The organism is Streptomyces sp. NPDC048277, from assembly GCF_040652235.1.
Taxonomy (GTDB): domain Bacteria; phylum Actinomycetota; class Actinomycetes; order Streptomycetales; family Streptomycetaceae; genus Streptomyces.
Genome location: NZ_JBEZLQ010000010.1, coordinates 143689 through 163583 on the forward strand (window position 1 = coordinate 143689; position 19895 = coordinate 163583).

At 73.3% G+C, this 19895-nt stretch carries 12 protein-coding genes; 7 read left to right on the forward strand and 5 right to left on the reverse strand.

All coding sequences use genetic code 11. The features are described 5' to 3' along the window. Nucleotides 1-24: 24 nt before the first annotated feature. Complete coding sequence (locus AB0D85_RS22655) at nt 25-1218, reverse strand: globin domain-containing protein (protein ID WP_362322864.1); 1194 nt, start codon at nt 1216-1218, stop codon at nt 25-27. A 254-nt stretch (nt 1219-1472) separates the two neighbouring features. Here AB0D85_RS22655 and AB0D85_RS22660 point away from each other — a divergent pair, with 254 nt between their 5' ends. The 4 genes from AB0D85_RS22660 to narI are packed head-to-tail and all read left to right on the forward strand — an operon-like array spanning nt 1473 to nt 8170. After that, nucleotides 1473-5183: a nitrate reductase subunit alpha gene (locus AB0D85_RS22660; RefSeq protein ID WP_362322866.1), complete on the forward strand. Its 3711-nt coding sequence runs from the start codon at nt 1473-1475 to the stop codon at nt 5181-5183. A gap of 1 nt (nt 5184) precedes the next feature. Beyond that, nucleotides 5185-6705 (forward strand): nitrate reductase subunit beta, encoded by a 1521-nt coding sequence (narH, locus tag AB0D85_RS22665; RefSeq protein ID WP_362322868.1) that lies wholly within the window; start codon nt 5185-5187, stop codon nt 6703-6705. Then, nucleotides 6702-7460 (forward strand): nitrate reductase molybdenum cofactor assembly chaperone, encoded by a 759-nt coding sequence (gene narJ, locus AB0D85_RS22670; protein ID WP_362322870.1) that lies wholly within the window; start codon nt 6702-6704, stop codon nt 7458-7460. Before narH ends, narJ begins: the two co-directional genes overlap by 4 nt. Then, nucleotides 7457-8170, forward strand: coding sequence for a respiratory nitrate reductase subunit gamma (gene narI, locus AB0D85_RS22675; RefSeq protein ID WP_362322872.1), 714 nt, complete (start codon nt 7457-7459; stop codon nt 8168-8170). Before narJ ends, narI begins: the two co-directional genes overlap by 4 nt. Here narI and AB0D85_RS22680 read toward each other — a convergent pair. After that, nucleotides 8130-8588, reverse strand: coding sequence for a pyridoxamine 5'-phosphate oxidase family protein (locus AB0D85_RS22680; RefSeq protein ID WP_362322874.1), 459 nt, complete (start codon nt 8586-8588; stop codon nt 8130-8132). The two genes, narI and AB0D85_RS22680, sit on opposite strands and share 41 nt — an antisense overlap. A gap of 272 nt (nt 8589-8860) precedes the next feature. Between AB0D85_RS22680 and AB0D85_RS22685 the strand changes: the two genes are divergently transcribed. Next, on the forward strand, nt 8861-10747 hold the full coding sequence (locus AB0D85_RS22685) for a hypothetical protein (RefSeq protein ID WP_362322876.1): 1887 nt from the start codon (nt 8861-8863) through the stop codon (nt 10745-10747). Between the two features lie 100 nt (nt 10748-10847). Here the strand turns inward: AB0D85_RS22685 and AB0D85_RS22690 are convergent, their stop codons facing one another. After that, complete coding sequence (locus tag AB0D85_RS22690; RefSeq protein WP_362322878.1) at nt 10848-12473, reverse strand: S53 family peptidase; 1626 nt, start codon at nt 12471-12473, stop codon at nt 10848-10850. Between the two features lie 110 nt (nt 12474-12583). Next, nucleotides 12584-15466, reverse strand: a complete 2883-nt coding sequence (locus tag AB0D85_RS22695) for an AAA family ATPase (protein WP_362322880.1) — start codon at nt 15464-15466, stop codon at nt 12584-12586. Between the two features lie 217 nt (nt 15467-15683). Here AB0D85_RS22695 and AB0D85_RS22700 point away from each other — a divergent pair, with 217 nt between their 5' ends. After that, on the forward strand, nt 15684-17003 hold the full coding sequence (locus AB0D85_RS22700; RefSeq protein WP_362322882.1) for an alpha/beta hydrolase-fold protein: 1320 nt from the start codon (nt 15684-15686) through the stop codon (nt 17001-17003). 190 nt (nt 17004-17193) lie between these two features. Then, on the forward strand, nt 17194-18171 hold the full coding sequence (locus tag AB0D85_RS22705; RefSeq protein WP_362322884.1) for an NADPH:quinone reductase: 978 nt from the start codon (nt 17194-17196) through the stop codon (nt 18169-18171). Between the two features lie 43 nt (nt 18172-18214). Here the strand turns inward: AB0D85_RS22705 and AB0D85_RS22710 are convergent, their stop codons facing one another. Continuing rightward, a complete protein-coding gene (locus tag AB0D85_RS22710) occupies nt 18215-19720 on the reverse strand; it encodes a phospholipid carrier-dependent glycosyltransferase (RefSeq protein ID WP_362323293.1) in 1506 nt (501 codons plus the stop codon). Between the last annotated feature and the right edge of the window lie 175 nt (nt 19721-19895).

The window sequence follows — 19895 nt, forward strand, 5'->3', positions numbered from 1 at the left end:
AGTTCGCGGTGTCGGCAGGGGACGTCAGGCCGCGTCCGGCAGCCACAGGTCGGGGCCGAACACCTCGTAGTGGATCCGGTGCGGCGGGATGCCGAGGCCCAGCAGCCGGGTGCGGACCGCGCGCATGAACGGGACCGGGCCGCACAGGTACACGGTGGCGTCGGCGGGCACGGCCACGCCGTCGAGGTCCATCAGGCCGGTGCGGGCGCCGGGTTCGGCGTCACCGGGGCGCTCGTACCAGAACTCGGCGTGCGCGTGCGGCAGCCGGGCCGTCAGCTCGCGGGTCTCGGCGCGCAGCGCGTGGTCGTCCGGGGAGGCGTCCGCGTGCAGGACGAGGACGGGGCGGGTGGCGCCGGTCGCGGCGAGCCGGGCGAGCATGCCGACCATGGGGGTGCAGCCGATGCCCGCGGAGGCGAGGACCAGCGGGGTGTCGGCCTCGTCGAGGACGACGTCGCCGAAGGGGGCGGACAGGGTGAGCTGGTGCCCGGCGCGGACCTTGCGGTGGAGCAGGTTCGACACCTCGCCCTCGGGGGTGCCGGCGACCCGCTTGACGGTGATGCGGCGCAGCTCGCCGCCGGGGTCGGAGGACAGGCTGTACTGGCGCAGCTGGTGCACGCCGTCGGGCATCCGCATCCGGACGCTGACGTATTGTCCCGCTTTCGCCGCCGGAGCGGGCCGGCCGTCGGCGGGGCGGAGCAGGAAGGAGACCGTGTCCTCGGTCTCCTCGCGGCGTTCGACGACGGTCCACGGCCGCCAGATCTCGCCGGGTACCACCCCGGCCTCCTGGTAGAGGCGGGCCTCCCGGGCGATGAGCGCGCCGGCCATCAGCCAGTAGACCTCGTCCCAGGCGGCGGCCACCTGCGGGGTGACCGCGTCGCCGAGGACCTCGGCTATCGCGCCGAACAGGTACTTGTGGACGATCGTGTACTGGTCGTCGGTGACCCCGACGGCGGTGTGCTTGTGGGCGATCCGTGCCAGCAGGGCGTCCGGCCGGGCGTCGGGGTCGGCGAGCAGGGCGGTGGCGAAGCCGGCGATCGATCCGGCGAGGGCCTGCCGCTGGGCGCCGCTGGCCTGGTTGCCGCGGTTGAACATCCCGTCCAGCAGCTCGGGCCGGTCGCGGAACATCGCCGCGTAGAACCGGGTGGTGATCTCGTCGAGGGCTCCGGCCACGGCGGGCAGCGTGGCCTTGACGACGGCGGCGGACTCGGCGGACAGCATGAGGGCCTCCCAGGAGGAGTGGTACGGGGTGCGGGAAGTGAGGGCCGCTCGGCGCCTGGCGGCCCCCTCTGTATAGCAAGCAGAATTCCGGCGGATGGGGGTATTTCGGGTGGGTGGCATCGGTCAGGGACCATCGGCGCCCAGGTCGGGGACCTAGGTCCCGGCGCCCCGCTCCGGGCCGGGACCGAACGGGCCGTGACCAGGGCCGTTCGGCCCAGGGCGGGGGTGCGGCGGCGCGCCTAGCGTTCCCGGTCATGGAGAACGAGCGGAACGCACGACAGGACCGGCCGCGCGCCACCGAGGGCTGGCCGCTGGCCGCGCGGCGCCTGCTGACGCGCCGTGAGGTGTCGGCCGACGGACGTGCGGTGTTCGGCACCGGCGACCCCAAGTGGGAGGGCTTCTACCGGGACCGCTGGGCGCACGACAAGGTGGTGCGCTCCACGCACGGGGTCAACTGCACCGGATCCTGCTCCTGGATGGTGTACGTCAAGGACGGCATCATCACCTGGGAGCACCAGGCCACCGACTACCCGTCGATCGGCGCCGACTGCCCCGAGTACGAGCCGCGCGGCTGCCCCCGCGGGGCGTCCTTCTCCTGGTACACCTACTCGCCCAGCCGGGTCCGCTACCCGTACGTCCGCGGCGAGTTGCTGAAGCTGTGGCGCGAGGCCCGCCGCCGGCTGGGCGACCCCGTGGCCGCCTGGGCCGAGATCACCGGCGACCCGGCGAAGGCCCGCGCCTACAAGCGGGCCCGGGGCAAGGGCGGTCTGGTGCGCGCCGACTGGGACGAGGTGTCAGAGCTGGTCGCCGCCGCCCATGTGCACACCATCAAGGAGTACGGCCCCGACCGCGTCGCCGGCTTCTCGCCGATCCCGGCGATGTCGATGGCGTCCTTCGCGTCCGGCGCCCGCTTCCTGTCGCTGATCGGCGGCACCCTGCTCTCCTTCTACGACTGGTACGCCGACCTGCCGATCGCCTCCCCGCAGGTCTTCGGCGACCAGACCGACGTCCCCGAGGCCGCCGACTGGTGGAACGCCGGCTACCTGGTCATGTGGGGCTCCAACATCCCGGTCACCCGCACCCCCGACGCCCACTTCCTGACCGAGACCCGCTACAACGGCACCAAGGTCGTCGCCGTCAGCCCCGACTACGCCGACAACGTCAAGCACGCCGACGAATGGCTCGCCCCGCACCCCGGCACGGACGGGGCGCTGGCCATGGCGATGGGCCATGTGATCCTCCGCGAGTTCCTGGTCGACCGCGAAGTGCCCTACTTCCGGGACTACTTGAAGACGTACACGGACGCCCCGTTCCTGGTGGCCCTGCGCGAGCACGGTGACCACGGACTCGTCCCCGACGGCTTCCTCACCGCCGCCGACCTGGGCCGGGACGGCGAGGAGCCCGAGGAGAACGCGGCCTTCAAGACCGTCCTCCTGGACCGGGCCACCGGCGAACCGGTGGTCCCCGGCGGCTCGCTCGGTTTCCGGTGGGGAGAGGCCGGGCGAGGCCGCTGGAACCTCGAACTCGGCGACATCGAACCCGAGTTGAGCCTCCTCGACCGGGCCGAGGGCACCGTGGAGATCGCCCTGCCCCGGTTCGACGAGGGCGCCACCGAGGGCGGCTCGACCATGGTCAGGGGCGTCCCGGTGCGCAGGATCGGCGGCCGCCTGGTCACCACGGTCTTCGACCTGATGCTGGCCCAGTACGGCGTCCACCGCCCCGGCCTGCCGGGCAGCTGGCCCGCCTCCTACGAGGACGCCTCCCAGCCCCACACCCCCGCCTGGCAGGAGGCCATCACCTCCGTCCCGGCCGAGCAGGCGGCCCGCATCGCCCGCGAGTTCGCCCGCAACGCCGAGCGCACCAACGGCCGTTCGATGATCGCCCTCGGCGCCGGCACCAACCACTGGTTCCACTCGGACACCATGTACCGCGCGTTCCTGGCGCTGGTGACCATGACGGGCTGCCAGGGTGTGAACGGCGGCGGCTGGGCGCACTACGTCGGCCAGGAGAAGATCCGCCCGCTCACCGGACTGCAGCACCTGGCCTTCGCCTTCGACTGGCAGCGGCCCACCCGGCACATGGCCGGCACGTCGTACTGGTACCTCGCCACCGACCAGTGGCGCTACGAGGCCTTCGGGCCCGACGAGTTGGCGTCGCCGCTGGGCGAGGGCCGGTTCACGGGCCGGGCGACCGCCGACTGCCTGGCCCAGGCGGTCCGCCTCGGCTGGACGCCCGGCCACCCCGGCTTCAACCGCAACCCGCTCGACCTGACCGACGAGGCGGCGGCCGCGGGCCGCCCGGTCGCCGACCACATCGTGGACGAACTGAAGGCCGGGCGGCTGAAGTTCGCCGCCGAGGACCCCGACGACCCGGCCAACTTCCCCCCGGTGCTGACCGTCTGGCGGGCGAACCTGCTGGGCTCCTCCGGCAAGGGCAACGAGTACTTCCTGCGCCACCTGCTCGGCACCGACGCCGCGGTGCGCAGCGAGGAGACACCTCCCGAGGGCCGCCCGCAGGACGTGGTGTGGCGGGAGGAGGCCCCCGAGGGAAAGCTCGACCTGCTGGTCGCCATGGACTTCCGGATGACCTCCACCGGCCTGCTCGCCGACGTCGTCCTGCCCGCCGCCACCTGGTACGAGAAGGACGACCTGTCCAGCACCGACATGCACCCCTTCGTGCACGCCTTCACCCCGGCCATCCCCCCGCCCTGGCAGGCCCGCACCGACTACGACACCTTCCTCACCGTCGCCGACCGGTTCAGCGAACTCGCCGCCGGGCACCTGGGCACCCGCACCGACGTCCTCGCCGTGCCCCTGCTGCACGACACCCCCGACGAACTCGCCCAGCCCGGCGGGGTGGTACGCGACTGGAGGGCGGGGGAGTGCGAACCGGTCCCCGGGCGCACCATGCCCAAGCTCGTCACCGTCGAGCGGGACTACGCGGCCGTCGCCGAGAAGATCCGCGCGGTCGGCCCGCTCCTGGACCGGCTCGGCACCACCACCAAGGGCGTCACCGTCCAGGTCGGCCCCGAGATCGACGACCTCCGCCGGCGCTGCGGCACGGTCCGCGAGGGCATTGCTGCCGGACGCCCCTCACTGGCCACCGCCACCCATATGTGCGAGGCGATCCTGGCCCTGTCCGGAACCACCAACGGCCGCCTGGCCACCGAGGGCTTCCGTGAACTGGAGGAGCGCACCGGCACCGAACTCGCCTCGCTCTCCACCGAACGCGAGGCCGAGCGCATCACCTTCGCCGACACCCGCACCCAGCCGCGCGCGGTGATGACGTCGTACGAGTGGTCGGGCAGCGAGACCGGCGGCCGCCGCTACTCGCCGTTCGTCATCAACGTCGAGCACAAGAAGCCCTGGCACACCCTCACCGGCCGCCAGCACTTCTTCGTCCAGCACGACTGGATGGCCGAGCTGGGCGAACAACTCCCCGTCTACCGGCCGCCGTTGAACGCGCCCCGGCACTACGGCGACCAGCAGCTGCACGAGGACGGCCGGGCCGAGGTCACCGTCCGCTATCTCACCCCGCACTCCAAGTGGTCCATCCACTCCGAGTACCAGGACAACGCCTACATGCTCGCCCTCTCCCGGGGCGGCCCGGTGATCTGGATGTCCACCGCCGACGCGGAGAAGATCGGCGTCAAGGACAACGAGTGGATCGAGGCGTACAACCGCAACGGTGTCGTCGCCGCCCGCGCCGTGGTCACCCACCGGATGCCCGAGGGCACGGTGTACATGTACCACGCCAAGGACCGCACGGTGAACGTCCCGAAGACCGAGGTCAGCGGCAGGCGCGGCGGCATCCATAACTCCCTGACCCGGCTGCTGGTCAAGCCCACCCATCTCGCGGGCGGCTACGCCCAGTTCACCTACGCCTTCAACTACTACGGCCCGACCGGCAACCAGCGCGACGAGGTCACCGTCATCCGCCGCCGCAGCCAGGAAGTGGAGTACTGACATGCGCGTGATGGCACAGGTGGCGATGGTGATGAACCTCGACAAGTGCATCGGCTGCCACACCTGCTCGGTCACCTGCAAACAGACCTGGACCAACCGCACCGGCGTCGAGTACGCCTGGTTCAACAACGTCGAGACCAAGCCCGGCGTCGGCTACCCGCGCCGCTACGAGGACCAGCAGCAGTGGAAGGGCGGCTGGACGCTCGACAAGCGGGGCCGCCTGGTCCTGCGCTCCGGCGGCCGGGTGAAGCGCCTGCTCTCCCTGTTCTCCAACCCCGACCTGCCCGCCATCGACGACTACTACGAGCCGGTCACCTACGACTACGACAACCTGGTGAGCGCCCCGGCCGGACCGGACCTCCCGGTGGCCCGCCCCCGCTCCGTCCTCACCGGGCAGCCCACCACCATCACCTGGGGCGCCAACTGGGAGGACGGCCTCGGCGGCGCCCCCGAGCACGCGGGCGGCGACCCCAACCTCACCGGCGAGTGGGCCGAGAAGGTGCGGTTCGAGTTCGAGCAGACCTTCCTCTTCCACCTGCCGCGTCTGTGCGAGCACTGCCTCAACCCGGCCTGTGTGTCGGCCTGTCCGTCCGGCGCCCTGTACAAGCGGGTCGAGGACGGCATCGTCCTGGTCGACCAGAACCGCTGCCGGGGCTGGCGGATGTGCGTGACGGCGTGCCCGTACAAGAAGGTGTACGTCAACCACGCCACCGGCAAGGCCGAGAAGTGCACCTTCTGCTTCCCGCGCATCGAGGCCGGCCAGCCCACCGTCTGCTCCGAGACCTGCGTGGGCCGCCTGCGCTACCTCGGACTCCTCCTCTACGACGCCGACCGCGTCGGCGAGGCCGCCGCCACCCCCGACGAACACGACCTCCTCGACGCCCAGCGCGGTGTCTTCCTCGACCCGCACGACCCCGAAGTCCGCGCCGCCGCGCGGGAGTCCGGGATCCCGGAGGACTGGCTGGACGCCGCCCGCCGCTCCCCGGTGTACGACCTGGTCATGCGGTACAAGGTCGCCCTGCCGCTGCACCCGGAGTACCGCACCCTGCCCATGGTCTGGTACGTCCCGCCGCTCTCCCCGGTCCTCGACGCCGTCGACGCGGCGGGCGGGAACCAGGACGACCCCGACCATGTCTTCGCCGCCGTCACCCGGCTGCGCATCCCGCTGGAGTACCTGGCGCAGCTGTTCACCGCCGGGGACCCGGACGTCGTCGCCGGGGTGCTGATGAAACTCACCGCCCTGCGCTCCTACATGCGCGCCCGCACCCTGGGCGAGCCCGGCGACGAGGCCGTACTGACGGCGGTGGGCCTCGGCCCGCGCGACGCGGAGGACCTGCACCGGCTGCTCGCCGTCGCCAAGTACGCCGACCGGTACGTCGTCCCGGCCGCGCACAAGGAGGACGCCGCCGCGCTCTCGGCGATCGAGAGCCGCTGCCCGGTCGACTCCGCCGAACCGTCCGAACGCCGGGTCCTGCTCGGCATGCCCACCCTGCGCCGCGCATCCGACGGAGGCCGAGCATGAGCCCGCTCCCTGCCACCATCCCGGCGATCATCCGCACCCGGGTCCGGGCCGCCACCCGTCGCCGTACCCCCGAAGAGGCCGAGGGCCGTGCGCTGCTGCTGCGGCTGTGCTCCCTGCTCCTGCAGTACCCGGACGCCGAACTGACCGACGGGGGGCCGCTGTTGGCCGAGGCGGTCGCCGCACTGCCGAAGTCCCCGGCCGCCGCCGAACTCGCCGCCTTCACCGGGTGGTTCACGGCCGAGGAACCCGACGCGCTCGCACGCCACTACGTCGAGATGTTCGACCTGCGCCGCAAGAGCAGCCTCTACCTCACCTACTACCTGCACGGCGACACCCGCCGCCGGGGCATGGCCCTGCTCACCCTCAACCAGACCTACCGGGCCGCCGGCTGGGACACCGACGGCGGTGAACTGCCCGACCACCTCCCGACCGTCCTGGAGTTCGCCGCCCTCGCGGGCCCGGGCGGCGGCGAGGCACCACTGCGCCGGCACCGGCGTGGACTGGTCCTCATCCACCACGCCCTCACCGACGCCGGCTCCCCGTACCGGCACCTCCTGGCCGCGCTGCTCACCCTGCTGCCCCCGCCCACCGAGGCCGACCGCGCGGCGGTGGCCCGGCTGGTCGCCGAGGGCCCGCCGAACGAGGACGTCGGCCTCGACCCCTACGGCACCCACCCCACCTACGGCAACGGCGAGTTCGCCCCGCCGGACACCTTCGTCCCCCCGACACCGCCCTCCGGAGAGGCCCTGCGATGAACGATCTGCTCCTGTGGGTCGCCTTCCCCTACAGCTGCCTCGCCGTGTTCGTCGTCGGGCACGTCTGGCGCTACCGGCACGACCAGTTCGGCTGGACCACCCACACCAGCCAGCTCCTCGAACACCGCTGGCTGCGCTGGGGCAGCCCGCTGTTCCACCTGGGCGCCTTCATGGTGATCGCCGGCCATGTCGCGGGCCTGGCCGTGCCCGCCTCCTGGACCGAGGCCGCCGGAATCAGCGAGCACGCCTATCACACGACCGCCGTGTGGGCGGGTTCGGCGGCGGGCGTCACCATGGTCACGGGACTCGGCATGCTCTGCGCCCGCCGGCTGCTGACCCGCCGGGTCCGTCTCACCACCGACCGCAGCGACAAGGTCCTGTTCCCGCTGCTGTCGGCCACCGTCCTCCTCGGCATCAGCGCCACCGCGGCACACAACGTGTTCGGCGGCGGCTACGACTACCGGGCGACCGTCTCCGTCTGGTTCCGCGGTGTCCTCACCTTCCGGCCGCAGCCCGAGGCGATCAGCGGCGCACCGCTGCTGTTCCAGCTGCACGCCCTCACCGCCTGCCTCCTCTTCGCCGCCTGGCCGTTCACCCGTCTCGTCCATGTGTGGAGCGTCCCGGTCGGCTACCTGGTCCGCCCCTACCTGGTCTACCGACGGCGCCCCACTACCCCGGCACCGGTGCCGGAACGAGCAGGAAGCCGTTGACCAGGTCCGGGCGGATCCGGACCGCCTGGTCCATGGTCCCCTCCACCCAGGGGCGCAGGGTCGTCCGGTAGCGGGCCAGGTCGCCGGGGTCGGTCACCAGGTGGGCGTACCCCGTCACCACCACGCTCCAGCCCAGGTGCGTGTCCGGGTCGATGACGTCGGCCTCGTAGGCGACGACCACACCGAGGCCGCCGCCCTCCCGGGCGTACGAGGTCAGGGCGGCGGCCTCGTGGGTGCGGATGACGACGTCGCCGGCGTCCAGGACGTGGTTGACCGGGCGGACGGTCGGCAGGGCGTGCCGGGTGAAGACGATCCTCCCCAGCGACACACTGCCCAGCAGCCGCAGCGCCTCGGAGCTGTCGAGCTCCACGCGGCGGCGCGGTTCCGTGGTGCCGTGCGGGTGGTTGTCGTGGGCCATGGCGGGCTTCCGCTGGTGGGTGGTCTCGTGGTCGGCCGGAATACGGCCGGAGCGGCACCGCGGGGGATCGGTGCCGCTCCTGGCCCCACTGTCCCTCCGCCCGCGGCCCGCTCCTAGGGCCGATGGTCCCCAGTACAGGCCCGTATGGCCCTGATGCACCGGGCGGCCCCCGCACCGGGACCCGGTGGCCCCAGGGGTTCCACGCGTGATCTCCCCACCGGCCGGGTAGCAATGCCGTGCTTCGCCGCCGGGTGCATGAGGGGGACCGCAGGGTGTCGGACGACGGCCCGCCGCACGACTGGGAGGACCACGAGCGGCGGTTGTGGGAGGCGTACCGGCGCGGCGAGTGGTGCGAGGACGTGCCGGTGGTCCGCGCCGAGGCGCTGAGATGGCTGCTCCTCGCCGCGCCCCGCCCCGTGCGGGGGAGCCTGGCCCGGCTCCGGCTGCGCGGCGCCCGGGTCACCGGCACCCTGGATCTGGCCGAGGCGGCCGTCCAGGGCGCGATACGGCTGGAGTCCTGCCGCTTCGACGAGGCGCCCTGCTTCGACGGTGGTCAGTTCGGCGTGCTGCAACTGAAGGACTGCGTCCTGCCGGGGCTGAGCGCGGCGGGCGCGCGGACGGCCCAGGCGTGCGAGATCGTGGGGTGCACGCTCGACGGCACCCTGAACCTCCGGTCGCTGACCGTCGGGACCCATCTGCTGCTCGACGGCTCCACGGTGACCGCGCCCGACGGAACGGCGGCCGTCGACGCGGAGTCGCTCGCCGTCGAGGAGCACTTCTCGGCCGCCGGACTGGTGTGCACCGGGCCGATCCGTCTCAACAGCTCCCGGATACAGGACACCCTCGGCTTCCGCGGTGCCCGTATCCAGGGCGACCGGGCCTACCTCCAGGCCCCCGAACTGACCGTGGGCGGCGGTCTGTATCTCGACCGGGGATTCATCAGCGACGGGGGCATCAACCTCTACGGAGCCTCGATAGGCGGTTCGCTGCACCTGGAGAACAGCACCCTGACCGGCACGGGCGAGCGGCGCGGCGAACCCGCCCTGCAGCTGATGTGCGCCTCGGTCGGAGGCGACATACAGGCCGGCAGGGGGCTTGTCGTGCGGGGGTGCCTGGACCTCAGGGACACCTCGGTGCGCGGCACCGTCGTGCTGAAGCGGGCCAGGCTGCACCAGCCGGCCGGCAAGGCGCTCATCGCCAAACGCCTGCATGTCGGCGGTGACCTCAACTGCCGGGGCGGCTTCGTCGCCGAGGGCACGGTGGACCTCTGCGACGCCAGGATCGGCGGCTCCGTGCTCCTCGAGGGCGCGGAGCTGACCGGTTTCGCCGGGGCCGCCGCCCTGCGGGCCAACGGCATAGAGGTGGGGGCGGAGTTCAACTGCTGCGACGGTCTGACGGCACACGGCCGGATCTCCCTCAGCAGCATCACCGTACGGGCCAGACTCTGCTTCCAGGACGCCGTCCTCGACGCCCCGGCGGGGGAACGGGCGCTGATCTGCCGGCGTTCCGCGGCCGCCGAGCTCACCCTGAAGCCCCGTACGGCACCGGAGGGCATCGTCGACCTGAGCCACACCCGGATCGGCGTGCTGCGGGACGACCCGGCCGGCTGGCCCCGCTCGCTGGTCCTGGAGGGGCTCGCCTACGACAGCGCCCAGCCCGCGCTGCCCGGTCAGGAGCGGCTGACCTGGCTCGACCGGGACCCGGCCGGCTTCGCACCGCAGCCCTACGAGCAACTGGCCGCCAACTACCAGCGCCACGGCCGGGACACCGACGCGCGCGTCGTGCTCCTCGCCAAGCAGCGCCGGATGCGTACCACGCTGGCCTGGCCCGCCCGGATCTGGAGCCTGCTGCAGGACCTCACCGTCGGCTACGGATACCGGCCGCTGCGCGCGGTGCTGCTGCTGGCCGTCTTCTTCACCGTCGGCACCGCGCTCTTCGCGACCTGGCCTCCCACGCCCGACGGCAACGGCACACCACCGGACTTCCAGCCCGCCGTCTACACCCTCGACCTGCTGCTTCCGGTGATCGACTTCGGGCAGGACCGCGACTACAGCGCCCACGGCGCCATGCAGTGGGCGGTGGTGGTCCTGGTCAGCGCGGGCTGGATCCTCGCGACCACGGCCGCGGCGGGAGCCAACCGGGTCCTGCGCAGATCCTGACTCCTCCGGCGCCACGGGGCCGGCCCGGCACGGCCGGCGGCCCCGCGCGGGCCGGGAGGCGTCCCGGCCCGCGCGGGGCCCTGAGGTGCGGGTCCTGATGTCAGCCGAGGAGCTTCGTCGCCAGGGTGCCGGCGTTGTACGAGCCCCAGCCGGTGGTGAAGTCCCAGCCGGTGGCCGCGGAGTAGGCGCCGTTGCTGCCGCTGGTGATGTCGTGGAAGCCGGTGCCGCTCGCCGAGTAGAGCGCGGGGTTGGCGAAGCCGAGGTTGGCCTCGCCGGCCGCCGCGGCCTGCTGGTTGTAGAGGGCCGCGAACGCCGCCCACTCGGGGGCCGCGGCGCTGGTGCCGCCGACCGAGGACCACGAGCCCTGGGAGTAGATGGAGACGCCGGGGCTGGGGTTGGCGTGCGCCGAGACGTCCGGGACCTGGCGGTAGCCGCCACCGGCGCTCTTCTGGACCGCGGTCTGCCAGCTCGGGATCTTGAAGACGGTGGACTTGCCGCCACCGCCGCCGGACCAGGCCACCTCCTTGCTCCAGGCGTTGGCGGAGGTGACGGTCAGCTTGGTGCCGCCGACACCCGTGACGTACGGGTCGCTGGCCGGGTAGTCGACGGACGTACCGCCGTCGCCCGCGTCGTCGGAGCCGTCGTCGCCCGAGGCCGCGTAGAAGCCGAGGCCCTCGGCCGCGCCCGCCTTGAAGACCGCGTCCACCGCGTTGATGTTGGAGGTGGTGCGGGCGGATTCGGCCGCGCCCCAGCTGATCGAGGTGGTCGGGATGCCGCTGTCGACGATCGCCTGGTACGTGTCGACCTCGCCGGCGTCGGAGTTGGGACCCTCGAAGACCGTGACGTTCGCCTTCGGGGCGATCGCGTGCAGGACCTCGATGTCCAGCTCGACCTCGACCTGGCCGTCACCGAGCGCGCCGGAGCCGCCGTCCACCTTGGACACGGTCGGGGTGGGCGAGCCCAGGCTGTAGTTGGTGTCGTACTTGGTGATGTTGGACTGCTGGAAGCCGTCGAACTCGAGGAGCGCGATCTTCTGGCCGCTGCCGGTGTACGTGCCGGAGACGTTGTAGCCGCCCTTGAGCTGGGCCGGGGTGTAGCCGCCGCCGGGGCCGTTGTGCGGGACGACGGTGTGCGGGGTCGCCTGGTGGTGCAGCTGGACCCGGTTGTTGAGGCCGGCCACGTCGCTGACGATGGCGGCGAGGGAGGAGGGGAGCGTCGGCGCGCTGTCGTTGGCGTAGAAGGAGCGGCCCGACGTGGCGTCCTTCCAGGTCGACAGCCGGGTGCCGAAGGCCTGCTGCAGCTGGGCTGCGGTGCCGCTGGCGTCGACCAGCAGGTTGCCCGAGTGCACCTTGCCGACGGTGAGGCCCTGCGCACGCAGGTAGTCCTTGAGCTGCTTGACCTCGGCGTCGGTCCGGCCGAAGCGGGACGCGAACTGACTCTTCGTCAGATAGTGGCCGTAGGAGGCCGAGTGCGGGTCGCTGACCTTCGCGATGAAGGTGTCGAGTGCCGTGCCGCCTCTGGGGGTCAGGCTGATCGCCACCGATATGTGCTTGCCCGAGGCGACACCGCCCGTGCGGGACGCGTTGTGCTTCAGGCCGGGCAGGACGTCTCCGGCGACGGCGGCGCGGGCGGTGTGCGGGGCGTCGGCCGCGTAGGCGGCGGGGACGACCGCCGCGATCAGGGCCGGCGCGGCGACCAGGCCGAGCAGTTTCAGGCGTGACTTCACTGAAGTCCTCCGGAAAGTGGGGGGTGGGGAGTGTGTCCCGCGAGCGGAACGGGATCACCGTAGGAACTCCGGCCCCGCCCCCGTAAGCGGGGGAACCCTTGCGTTGCGTGTTAACTGCGGGTGTCGAGGGTGCGGGGGACCCGGACGCGCGCCGTCGGCTGACTGATCGTCACGGTCTGGGCGGCGGGCCGGGGCCGGTCGTCGTCGCCCGAGTCCAGCGCCGCCCCGGACGCGATGACCGCGACCGCCATCGCGTGGGCCAGCGCGGTGCGCGAGCGGACGCCGAACTTGCGGTAGACCCGGGACAGCGCCCCTTCCACCGTCTTGACACTGATGAACAGCTCGGCGGCGACCTCCCTGTTGGTCGCCCCGCCGCCGACCAGTTCGGCGATCCGGGCCTCCGCGGGCGTGAGTTCGGCCCCGCCCGTCTCGCCGCCGCGCTCCGAGGCGTCCAGCCGGGCGAGTTCGTCCCGGGCCCGGGACGCGAGCGGAACCGCGCCGACGCGGGTCGCCGTCTCCAGGGCCTCGGCGAGCGCCTCGCGGGCCCCGTTGCGGCGGCGGGCCCGGCGCTCGACCGCGCCGAGCGCGATCAGCGTGCGCACCAGCTCGACGGGCAGCGGGAGCCGGCGCAGCCGGTCGACGGCGGTGCGCAGCCGTACCGCCCCCTCCTTCGCCCGGCCGAGCCCCGCCTCGCGCAGCCCCTCCGCCCGCTCCAGCGCCGCCAGTACGCTGCCGGGCGCGCCGTCCGGGACGCGCACCCGCGCGTCGCGCAGCACGTCCCCGGCCGCCTCCGTCTCACCGAGCACGACCAGGGCCTCGGCCAGGTCGCCGTACCAGTGCAGCAGGGGCGGGTCGGCGGCGCACATGGCCTCGCCCAGCTCCTTGACGCGGTACAGCGCCTCGACCGCGGCCGCCGCCCCGCGCGGATCGCCGCCGAGCAGCTCGGCCTGTCCGAGCACCGCCAGCGCGCGCAGCAGGAACAGCCGGTCGCCGTCGGCCTCCGAGGCGTGCACCGCCTGCGCGGCCAGCCGGCGGGCCTCCTCGGCGGTGCCGCCGGCGGTCGCGGCGAGCGCCGCCGCGTACAGCGCCGGAGCCGCCCGGTCCATGACCCGGGAGCAGCGGGCCGCGGTCTGCAGCGCCTCGCGGCAGTGCCCGGCGCGGACCTGGATGCGGGTCAGCGCCACCTGGGTGGCCATGGCCTCCTCGGCCCCGGCCGACCCGCCGGTCGCCGCGAGCAGCCGGACGACCTGGTCGCGGGCCTCGGTCACCCGGTCGGAGTCCAGGGCGAGGATCGCCCGCATCCGGACCAGCCGCCGGCTCTCGGGGCCGCCGTCGGCGCCGCCGGCCAGGGCGAGGGCCTCGGCCAGCGCGCTGTCCGCGGCGGCTAGCTCCCCGGCCAGGGACCGTATCCGGGCGAGGGTGGCGAGCGCCCCGACCCCGGTGTCCGTGTCGCCCGCCGCGGCCGCCTGCCGCGCGGCCCGCCCGGCGTGCCCGGCCGCCGCCGCCAACTCCCCGCACAGCAGCCCCCGTACGGCGGCCCAGTGGTGCAACTGGGCCTCGGATCGGGGATCTCCCGCCGCGTCTCGGAGACCTTCCTCGATCAGGTCCCCGGCGCCCTCCAGCGCCTGCCCGGCGCCGCGCAGCAGGACCAGCCGGGCCCGTACCCGCTGTGCCGCGGAACGCGACCGGGCGAGGACGGCCCCGGCGGTCTCGCCCGCCTCCCCGGGCCGTCCGGCGTCGCAGGCGTACTCGGCGGCGGCCAGCAGCCGTTCGGCCCGCTCGGCCGGGAGTCCGGCGGGGGTGCGGCGGGCGGCGAGGGCGGCGAGTTCGAAGGCGGCGTCGGGGAAGCCGTCGCGGCGGGCGGGCTCGGCCGCGGACATCAGGGTGCGGGCGGTGGCCTCGTCCTCGTACGGGCGGGCGAGCGCGAGATGGCGGGCCCGCTCCACGGGCCCGTCCGCGGCGCGGGCCAGCAGCGCGTGCGCCTGCCGCCGGCCGTGCTCGGACGCGTCCGCGTGCACGGCCGCCCGGAGCACGGGGTGGTGGAAGCGTACGGTCCCGTCGGCGCCGGCCGTCGCGATGCCGAGCCGTTCGGCCTCCGCGAGGTCCGCGGCGGGGTCGGGGAGCCCGGCGGCGCGCAGCAGGGTGAGGCTGGGGCGGGCCGCGGCGCTCGCGACGAGGAGGGTGTGCCGGACCGTCTCCGGCAGCGAACGGGCCTGTTCCAGCAGGAGGTTGCGCAGTCCCGGGGGCACGGGCGGTGCCGGGGGGAAGCCGACGGGCGCCGGGGCGTGCAGCGCGGCCCGCCCCAACTCCTGTGCGTACAAGGGGTTTCCGGCGGCCGTCTCCTGGACGGCCCGGAGCAGTGCCGGGGGCAGTTCGGCGTCGAGGCCGGTGCGCAGGAGGTGCGCCGTCTCGTCGTCCGTCAGGGGCGGCACGGGCAGTTCGACGGTGCCCGGCGGGCAGCAGCGCAGCCGCTCGGGCCGGCCGCCGTCCGCCACCCGTTCGGCGGCGAGCATCCGTATGCCGGCGCCCCGGAGGCGTCGTACGGCGAAGGCGAGGACCTCGGCGGTGGGTTCGTCGAGCCACTGCAGACCGTCGACGACCAGCAGCACGGGACCGGTCGCGGCCAGGGCGCGCAGCGCGTCGAGGACGGCGAGGCGCACCGCGAGCAGACCGCGGCCGTCCGCCGGCTCCCGGCCCCGCAGCAGGGCCGCCCGCAGCGCCGCCCGGGGTTCCGGCGGCAGGGTCTCCAGGCAGCTCTCCGGCACCCGGGCGAACAGGTCGACGAGCCCCGCGAAGGGGAGCCGGGCCTCCTCGGCGGCGGGCGAGCAGTGCAGTACGGCGCCGGCCGGACGGGCGTCGGCGGCCGGTTCGGCCAGGGCCGTGACGAGGGTGGACTTGCCGATGCCGGCGGGGCCGTGCAGGAGCAGTCCGGGGCGCCCCGCCGCCTGGACCCGGGCGGTGTCGAGCAGCGCACGGCGCCCCGTCAGAAGCATGTGTTCATGACAACCGTCGATGATCGCCTTGTCAATGACATCGGTCACCCTCCCGGGCGCGGTCCCAGGTGTGACGCGGGTAAGGGCTCGTGGTGTGACATAAAGGAACAGGCAATGACTTCTTCCTGAATCCCTCGTTACGGAACGCGGAAGGCTCTTCGGCCCTCCTTCTGTGCGTAGGCAATGTGCACAGACGGGGAAGTCAGGACTGAATGACATGGGTTTGACCAGTCGAACGACCGTATGGGTGATGGTGGCGCTGGCCGCCCTGTGCGTGGCGCTGCTGGTCTGGCTGTGGCCACGCTTCGCGAAACCGGGGTGGTGGCATGTGCTGGGGCGGCTGGGCGCCATCGGGGTGACGCAGGTGACGATCGTCGCGGCGTTCGCGTGTGCGGTGAACTCGTCGTACCAGTTCTTCGGTTCGTGGAACGAGCTGTTCGGCAACGTCGACACCGCCCCCGTCGGCGTGACGCAGGCGTCCGGCGACAACGGCAACGGCTCGGTGAACGGCATAAGCAGTGTCCACGGCGCGCTCGTCCAGCCCAACGGCGACGACCAGCTGAACCGGGTCAGCGGGCTGCCCCAGGGGGCGGCCTCGGTCGTCGGGCGGGTGGAGTCGGTCAAGATCATCGGTAAGCGCACCGGTGTGGTCGACCCGGCGTTCGTCTATCTGCCGCCGCAGTACTTCCAGAAGGCGTACCACCGCATGCGCTTCCCGGTGATCGTCGCGCTCAGCGGCTACCCGGGCTCCATCTACAACCTCGCCGAGCACCTGCGGGTCTCGCAGACCGCCGGGGAGCTGCAGAGCAAGGGCGAGATGCAGCCGACGATCATGGTGATGATCCGGCCCACGATCGCCCCGCCGCGCGACACCGAGTGCGTGGACGTCCCCGGGGGACCGCAGACCGAGACGTTCCTGGCCAAGGACCTCCCGGAGGCCATCAAGTCGGTCTACCGGGCCGGCCACTACGCCAGCTCCTGGGGCGTCATGGGCTACTCCTCCGGCGGCAGTTGCGCCCTCCAGCTCACCATGCGCGACCCCGGCGTCTACACCACGGCCGCCGCCCTGTCGCCCGACTACAAGGTCAAGGACGACCCCACCACCGGCAACCTCTTCGGCAGCGGCCCCGGCCGCCAGGCCCGGGTCGACGGCCACGACCTGATGTGGCGGCTGCAGCACCTGCCCGCGCCCCAGGTCTCGGTCCTGGTCGCCAACAGCAAGCACGGCGAGAAGGGCTACCCGGAGACCCAGGCCTTCATCAAGGCCGTCAAGGCACCCATGCGGGTGGTCTCGATCCTGCCCGACAACGGCAGCCACAACTTCCCCACCTGGGTACGGGAGATGCCCGCCGCCCTGAAGTGGATGAACGGCCAGCTGACCTTCCCCCAGGACGTCGTGCCCCGGCACCTCCCGAAGAAGACGAACGAGGCCGGGGCCAAGCCCGGTTCCAGCCCCAGCCCCACCCCCAGCCCCGGCCACGGCTCGCTCCGCGCGGAGGGCACGGAACCGAGGCCCACCGCCGCGACACACAAGTGACGGGCACCCGCCCGCCCGTCACGCGGGGTTCTCGTCCGGTCGGCCGGACGGCCGTCACGCGAACTGCTCGTTGGTCCGTCAGTCCGTCAGTCCGTCAGTCCGTCAGTCCGTCCGTCCGTTCTGACGGAACCCCGGCCGTGCCCGGCCCGCCACCGGCCGGAAACCGTCCGCCCGGAGAAGAATCCGGACCATGCTTGCCGCCTACATCGAAGAGCTCGGCTCACCGGACCTGATCCAGGTTGGTGAACTGCCCCCGCCCCAGCCCGGCCCCACGGACGTGCTCGTCGACGTCGAGGTGACCGCCGTCAACCAGGTGGACACCTTCGTACGGTCCGGGGCCTGGCGGACACCGCTGTCCTTCCCCTTCGTCATCGGACGCGACCTCGTGGGCACCGTCGTGTCGGCCGGTCCCGGCGCACTCGGTTTCCGCCCGGGGGACCGGGTGTGGTGCAGCAGCCTCGGGCACGCCGGCCGGCAGGGCGCCGCGGCCGAGCGGGCCGTGGTGCCGTACGACCGTCTGTACCGGCTGCCGGACGGCGTCGACCCGGTGGACGCGGTGGCGCTCGCCCACCCGGCCTCCACCGCCTGCCTCGCGCTGTTCACCCACGGGCGGATGCGGCCCGGGGAGACCGTGGTGATCCTCGGGGCCGCCGGGAACGTAGGCAGCGCCGCCGTGCTGACGGCAGCCCGGGCCGGCGCCCGGGTCGTGGCCGTCGCCGCCGCCGGGGACGCGGAGCACTGCCGTGCCCTCGGCGCCCGGCACGTGGTCGACTACCGGGATCCCGAGGCGGCCCGGCGGATCCGGGAGGCCGCGCCCGACGGGGCCGACCTGTACCTCGACACCTCCGGGCGCAACGACCTGGAGACCGCACTCGGCCTGCTCGCGCCGCGCGGACGGGTCGTGGTCATGGCGGGGCTGCGGACCCGGCCCGTCCTGCCCGCCGGATCGCTGTATCCGCAGGACCGGTCGGTGCACGGCTTCGCCATCTCCGCCGCCCGCACCGACGAACTGGCCGAGGCCGCCGCCCACATCGGCCGGCTGCTGGCCGACGGACTGCTGCGCCCCCGCGCCACCGAGGTGCTGCCGCTGACCGCGGCGGCCGAGGCCCACGCCAGACTGGAGGCGGGCGAGGTCCGCGGAAAACTGGTGCTCCGGGTCCCCGGCTGAGCGCCGCCCGGCCCGCCGGTGCCGGCCCGTTCCACGGCGAACCTCAGATCCACGTGTCCAGCCACATCCGGGCCTGCCAGCCGGAGTACGGGATCGTCTGGCCGGTGTAGATCGGGAAGAAGTAGATGAAGTTCCAGGCGATGAGGAGCACCAGTGCGCCCGCGGCCACCGCGCCGCGGGTGCGGCGGCGGCGGTCCGCGCCCGGTGGGCCCAGGATGGCGCCGACCGTCATCGCCACGGCCAGGCACAGGTACGGCACGAAGACGACGGCGTAGAAGGAGAAGACCGTGCGGTCCTGGTAGAGGAACCAGGGGAGGTAACCGGCCGCCACCGCGCAGAGGATCGCGCCGGCCCGCCAGTCGCGGCGCAGGGCCCAGCGGTAGAGCAGGTAGAGCAGGGCGCAGCACGCCGACCACCACAGGAACGGTGTGCCGAGGGCGAGGACCGTGCGGGTGCAGGCGGACGCCGTGCCGCAGCCGTCCTGGCCGGGCTTCGGGGAGTCGTAGGCGAACAGCACCGGGCGGCCCAGGACCAGCCAGCTCCAGGGGTTCGACTGGTACTTGTGCGGCGTGTGCAGCCCCACGTTGAACTGGTACACCAGGTACTCGTAGTGCCACAGGCTGCGCAGCGGGGCCGGTATCCACGACCAGGTGCCGCCGCGGCCGTCCGCCCAGTGGCGGCCCCAGCCGTCGTCGGACAGGAACCAGCCGGTCCAGGTCGCCAGATAGGTCAGCAGGGCGGTCGGGACGAGGGAGAGGACCGACGGTCCCAGGTCCTTGCGGAGTACGGCGCGGTAGGGGCGGCGGGCCCCGGCGACGCGGCGGGCGCCGACGTCCCACAGCAGCGTCAGGACCACGAAGAAGACCAGGACGTACAGGCCGTTCCACTTGGTGGAGGCCGCGAGGCCCAGGAGGACGCCGGCCGCGAGGCGCCAGGGCCGCGGTCCCGTTCCGGCGCGGTCACCGGTGTCCGCGTCGGCGCGCGGCCGGCCGTCCGCGTCCTCCGGCAGGGCCGCCGCCAGCCTGGCCCGCGCCCGGTCCCGGTCGATCAGCAGACAGCCGAACGCCGCCAGCACGAAGAACATCACGACGAGGTCCAGCAGGGCGGTACGGCTCATCACCACGTGCAGACCGTCCATGGCCATCAGCGCGCCCGCCAGGCAGCCCAGGAACGTCGAGCGGAACAGGCGGCGGCCGATGCGGCACAGCATCAGGACCGACAGGGTGCCCAGGAGCGCCGTCATGAAGCGCCAGCCGACGGGGTCGAGGCCGAACAGCCACTCGCCGAGGGAGATCACCCACTTGCCGGTCGGCGGGTGCGCGACGAAGGAGCCGGTGCCGGAGAGCGGGATCGTCTGGGGGTCCGCCAGGATCTGCGCATCGGCGATCTTGCGGTCGGGCCAGGTGCCCTCGTAGCCGAGGTGCAGCAGCGCCCAGGCGTCCTTGGCGTAGTACGTCTCGTCGAAGATGATCGCCCGCGGCCGTCCCAGGTGCCAGAACCGGATGAGACCGGCCAGGGCGGCGACGAGCACCGGGCCCAGCCACTCCATCGCCCTGGCCAGTCGGTACGCCAGGACCGGGCCGAGCCCCAGGAACTCCCACAGGCGGGTGCCGGGCTCGGGGAAGGGCGGGACGAGGCGCTCGCGGACGTCGGTGTGCGGGGGGCCGGTGTATCCGAAGCGGCGCAGGCGGTCGAGCCGGCCGAGGGACTCCGTCGTCGGAGGT

What these genes read in the sequence shown, in the direction of transcription:
- AB0D85_RS22655 (WP_362322864.1), bottom strand. Translation starts at nt 1,218, where the DNA reads ATGCTGTCCGCCGAGTCCGCCGCCGTCGTCAAGGCCACGCTGCCCGCC.
- AB0D85_RS22660 (WP_362322866.1), top strand. Translation starts at nt 1,473, where the DNA reads ATGGAGAACGAGCGGAACGCACGACAGGACCGGCCGCGCGCCACCGAG.
- narH (WP_362322868.1), top strand. Translation starts at nt 5,185, where the DNA reads ATGCGCGTGATGGCACAGGTGGCGATGGTGATGAACCTCGACAAGTGC.
- narJ (WP_362322870.1), top strand. Translation starts at nt 6,702, where the DNA reads ATGAGCCCGCTCCCTGCCACCATCCCGGCGATCATCCGCACCCGGGTC.
- narI (WP_362322872.1), top strand. Translation starts at nt 7,457, where the DNA reads ATGAACGATCTGCTCCTGTGGGTCGCCTTCCCCTACAGCTGCCTCGCC.
- AB0D85_RS22680 (WP_362322874.1), bottom strand. Translation starts at nt 8,588, where the DNA reads ATGGCCCACGACAACCACCCGCACGGCACCACGGAACCGCGCCGCCGC.
- AB0D85_RS22695 (WP_362322880.1), bottom strand. Translation starts at nt 15,466, where the DNA reads ATGCTTCTGACGGGGCGCCGTGCGCTGCTCGACACCGCCCGGGTCCAG.
- AB0D85_RS22700 (WP_362322882.1), top strand. Translation starts at nt 15,684, where the DNA reads ATGGGTTTGACCAGTCGAACGACCGTATGGGTGATGGTGGCGCTGGCC.
- AB0D85_RS22705 (WP_362322884.1), top strand. Translation starts at nt 17,194, where the DNA reads ATGCTTGCCGCCTACATCGAAGAGCTCGGCTCACCGGACCTGATCCAG.
- AB0D85_RS22710 (WP_362323293.1), bottom strand. Translation starts at nt 19,720, where the DNA reads ATGGAGTGGCTGGGCCCGGTGCTCGTCGCCGCCCTGGCCGGTCTCATC.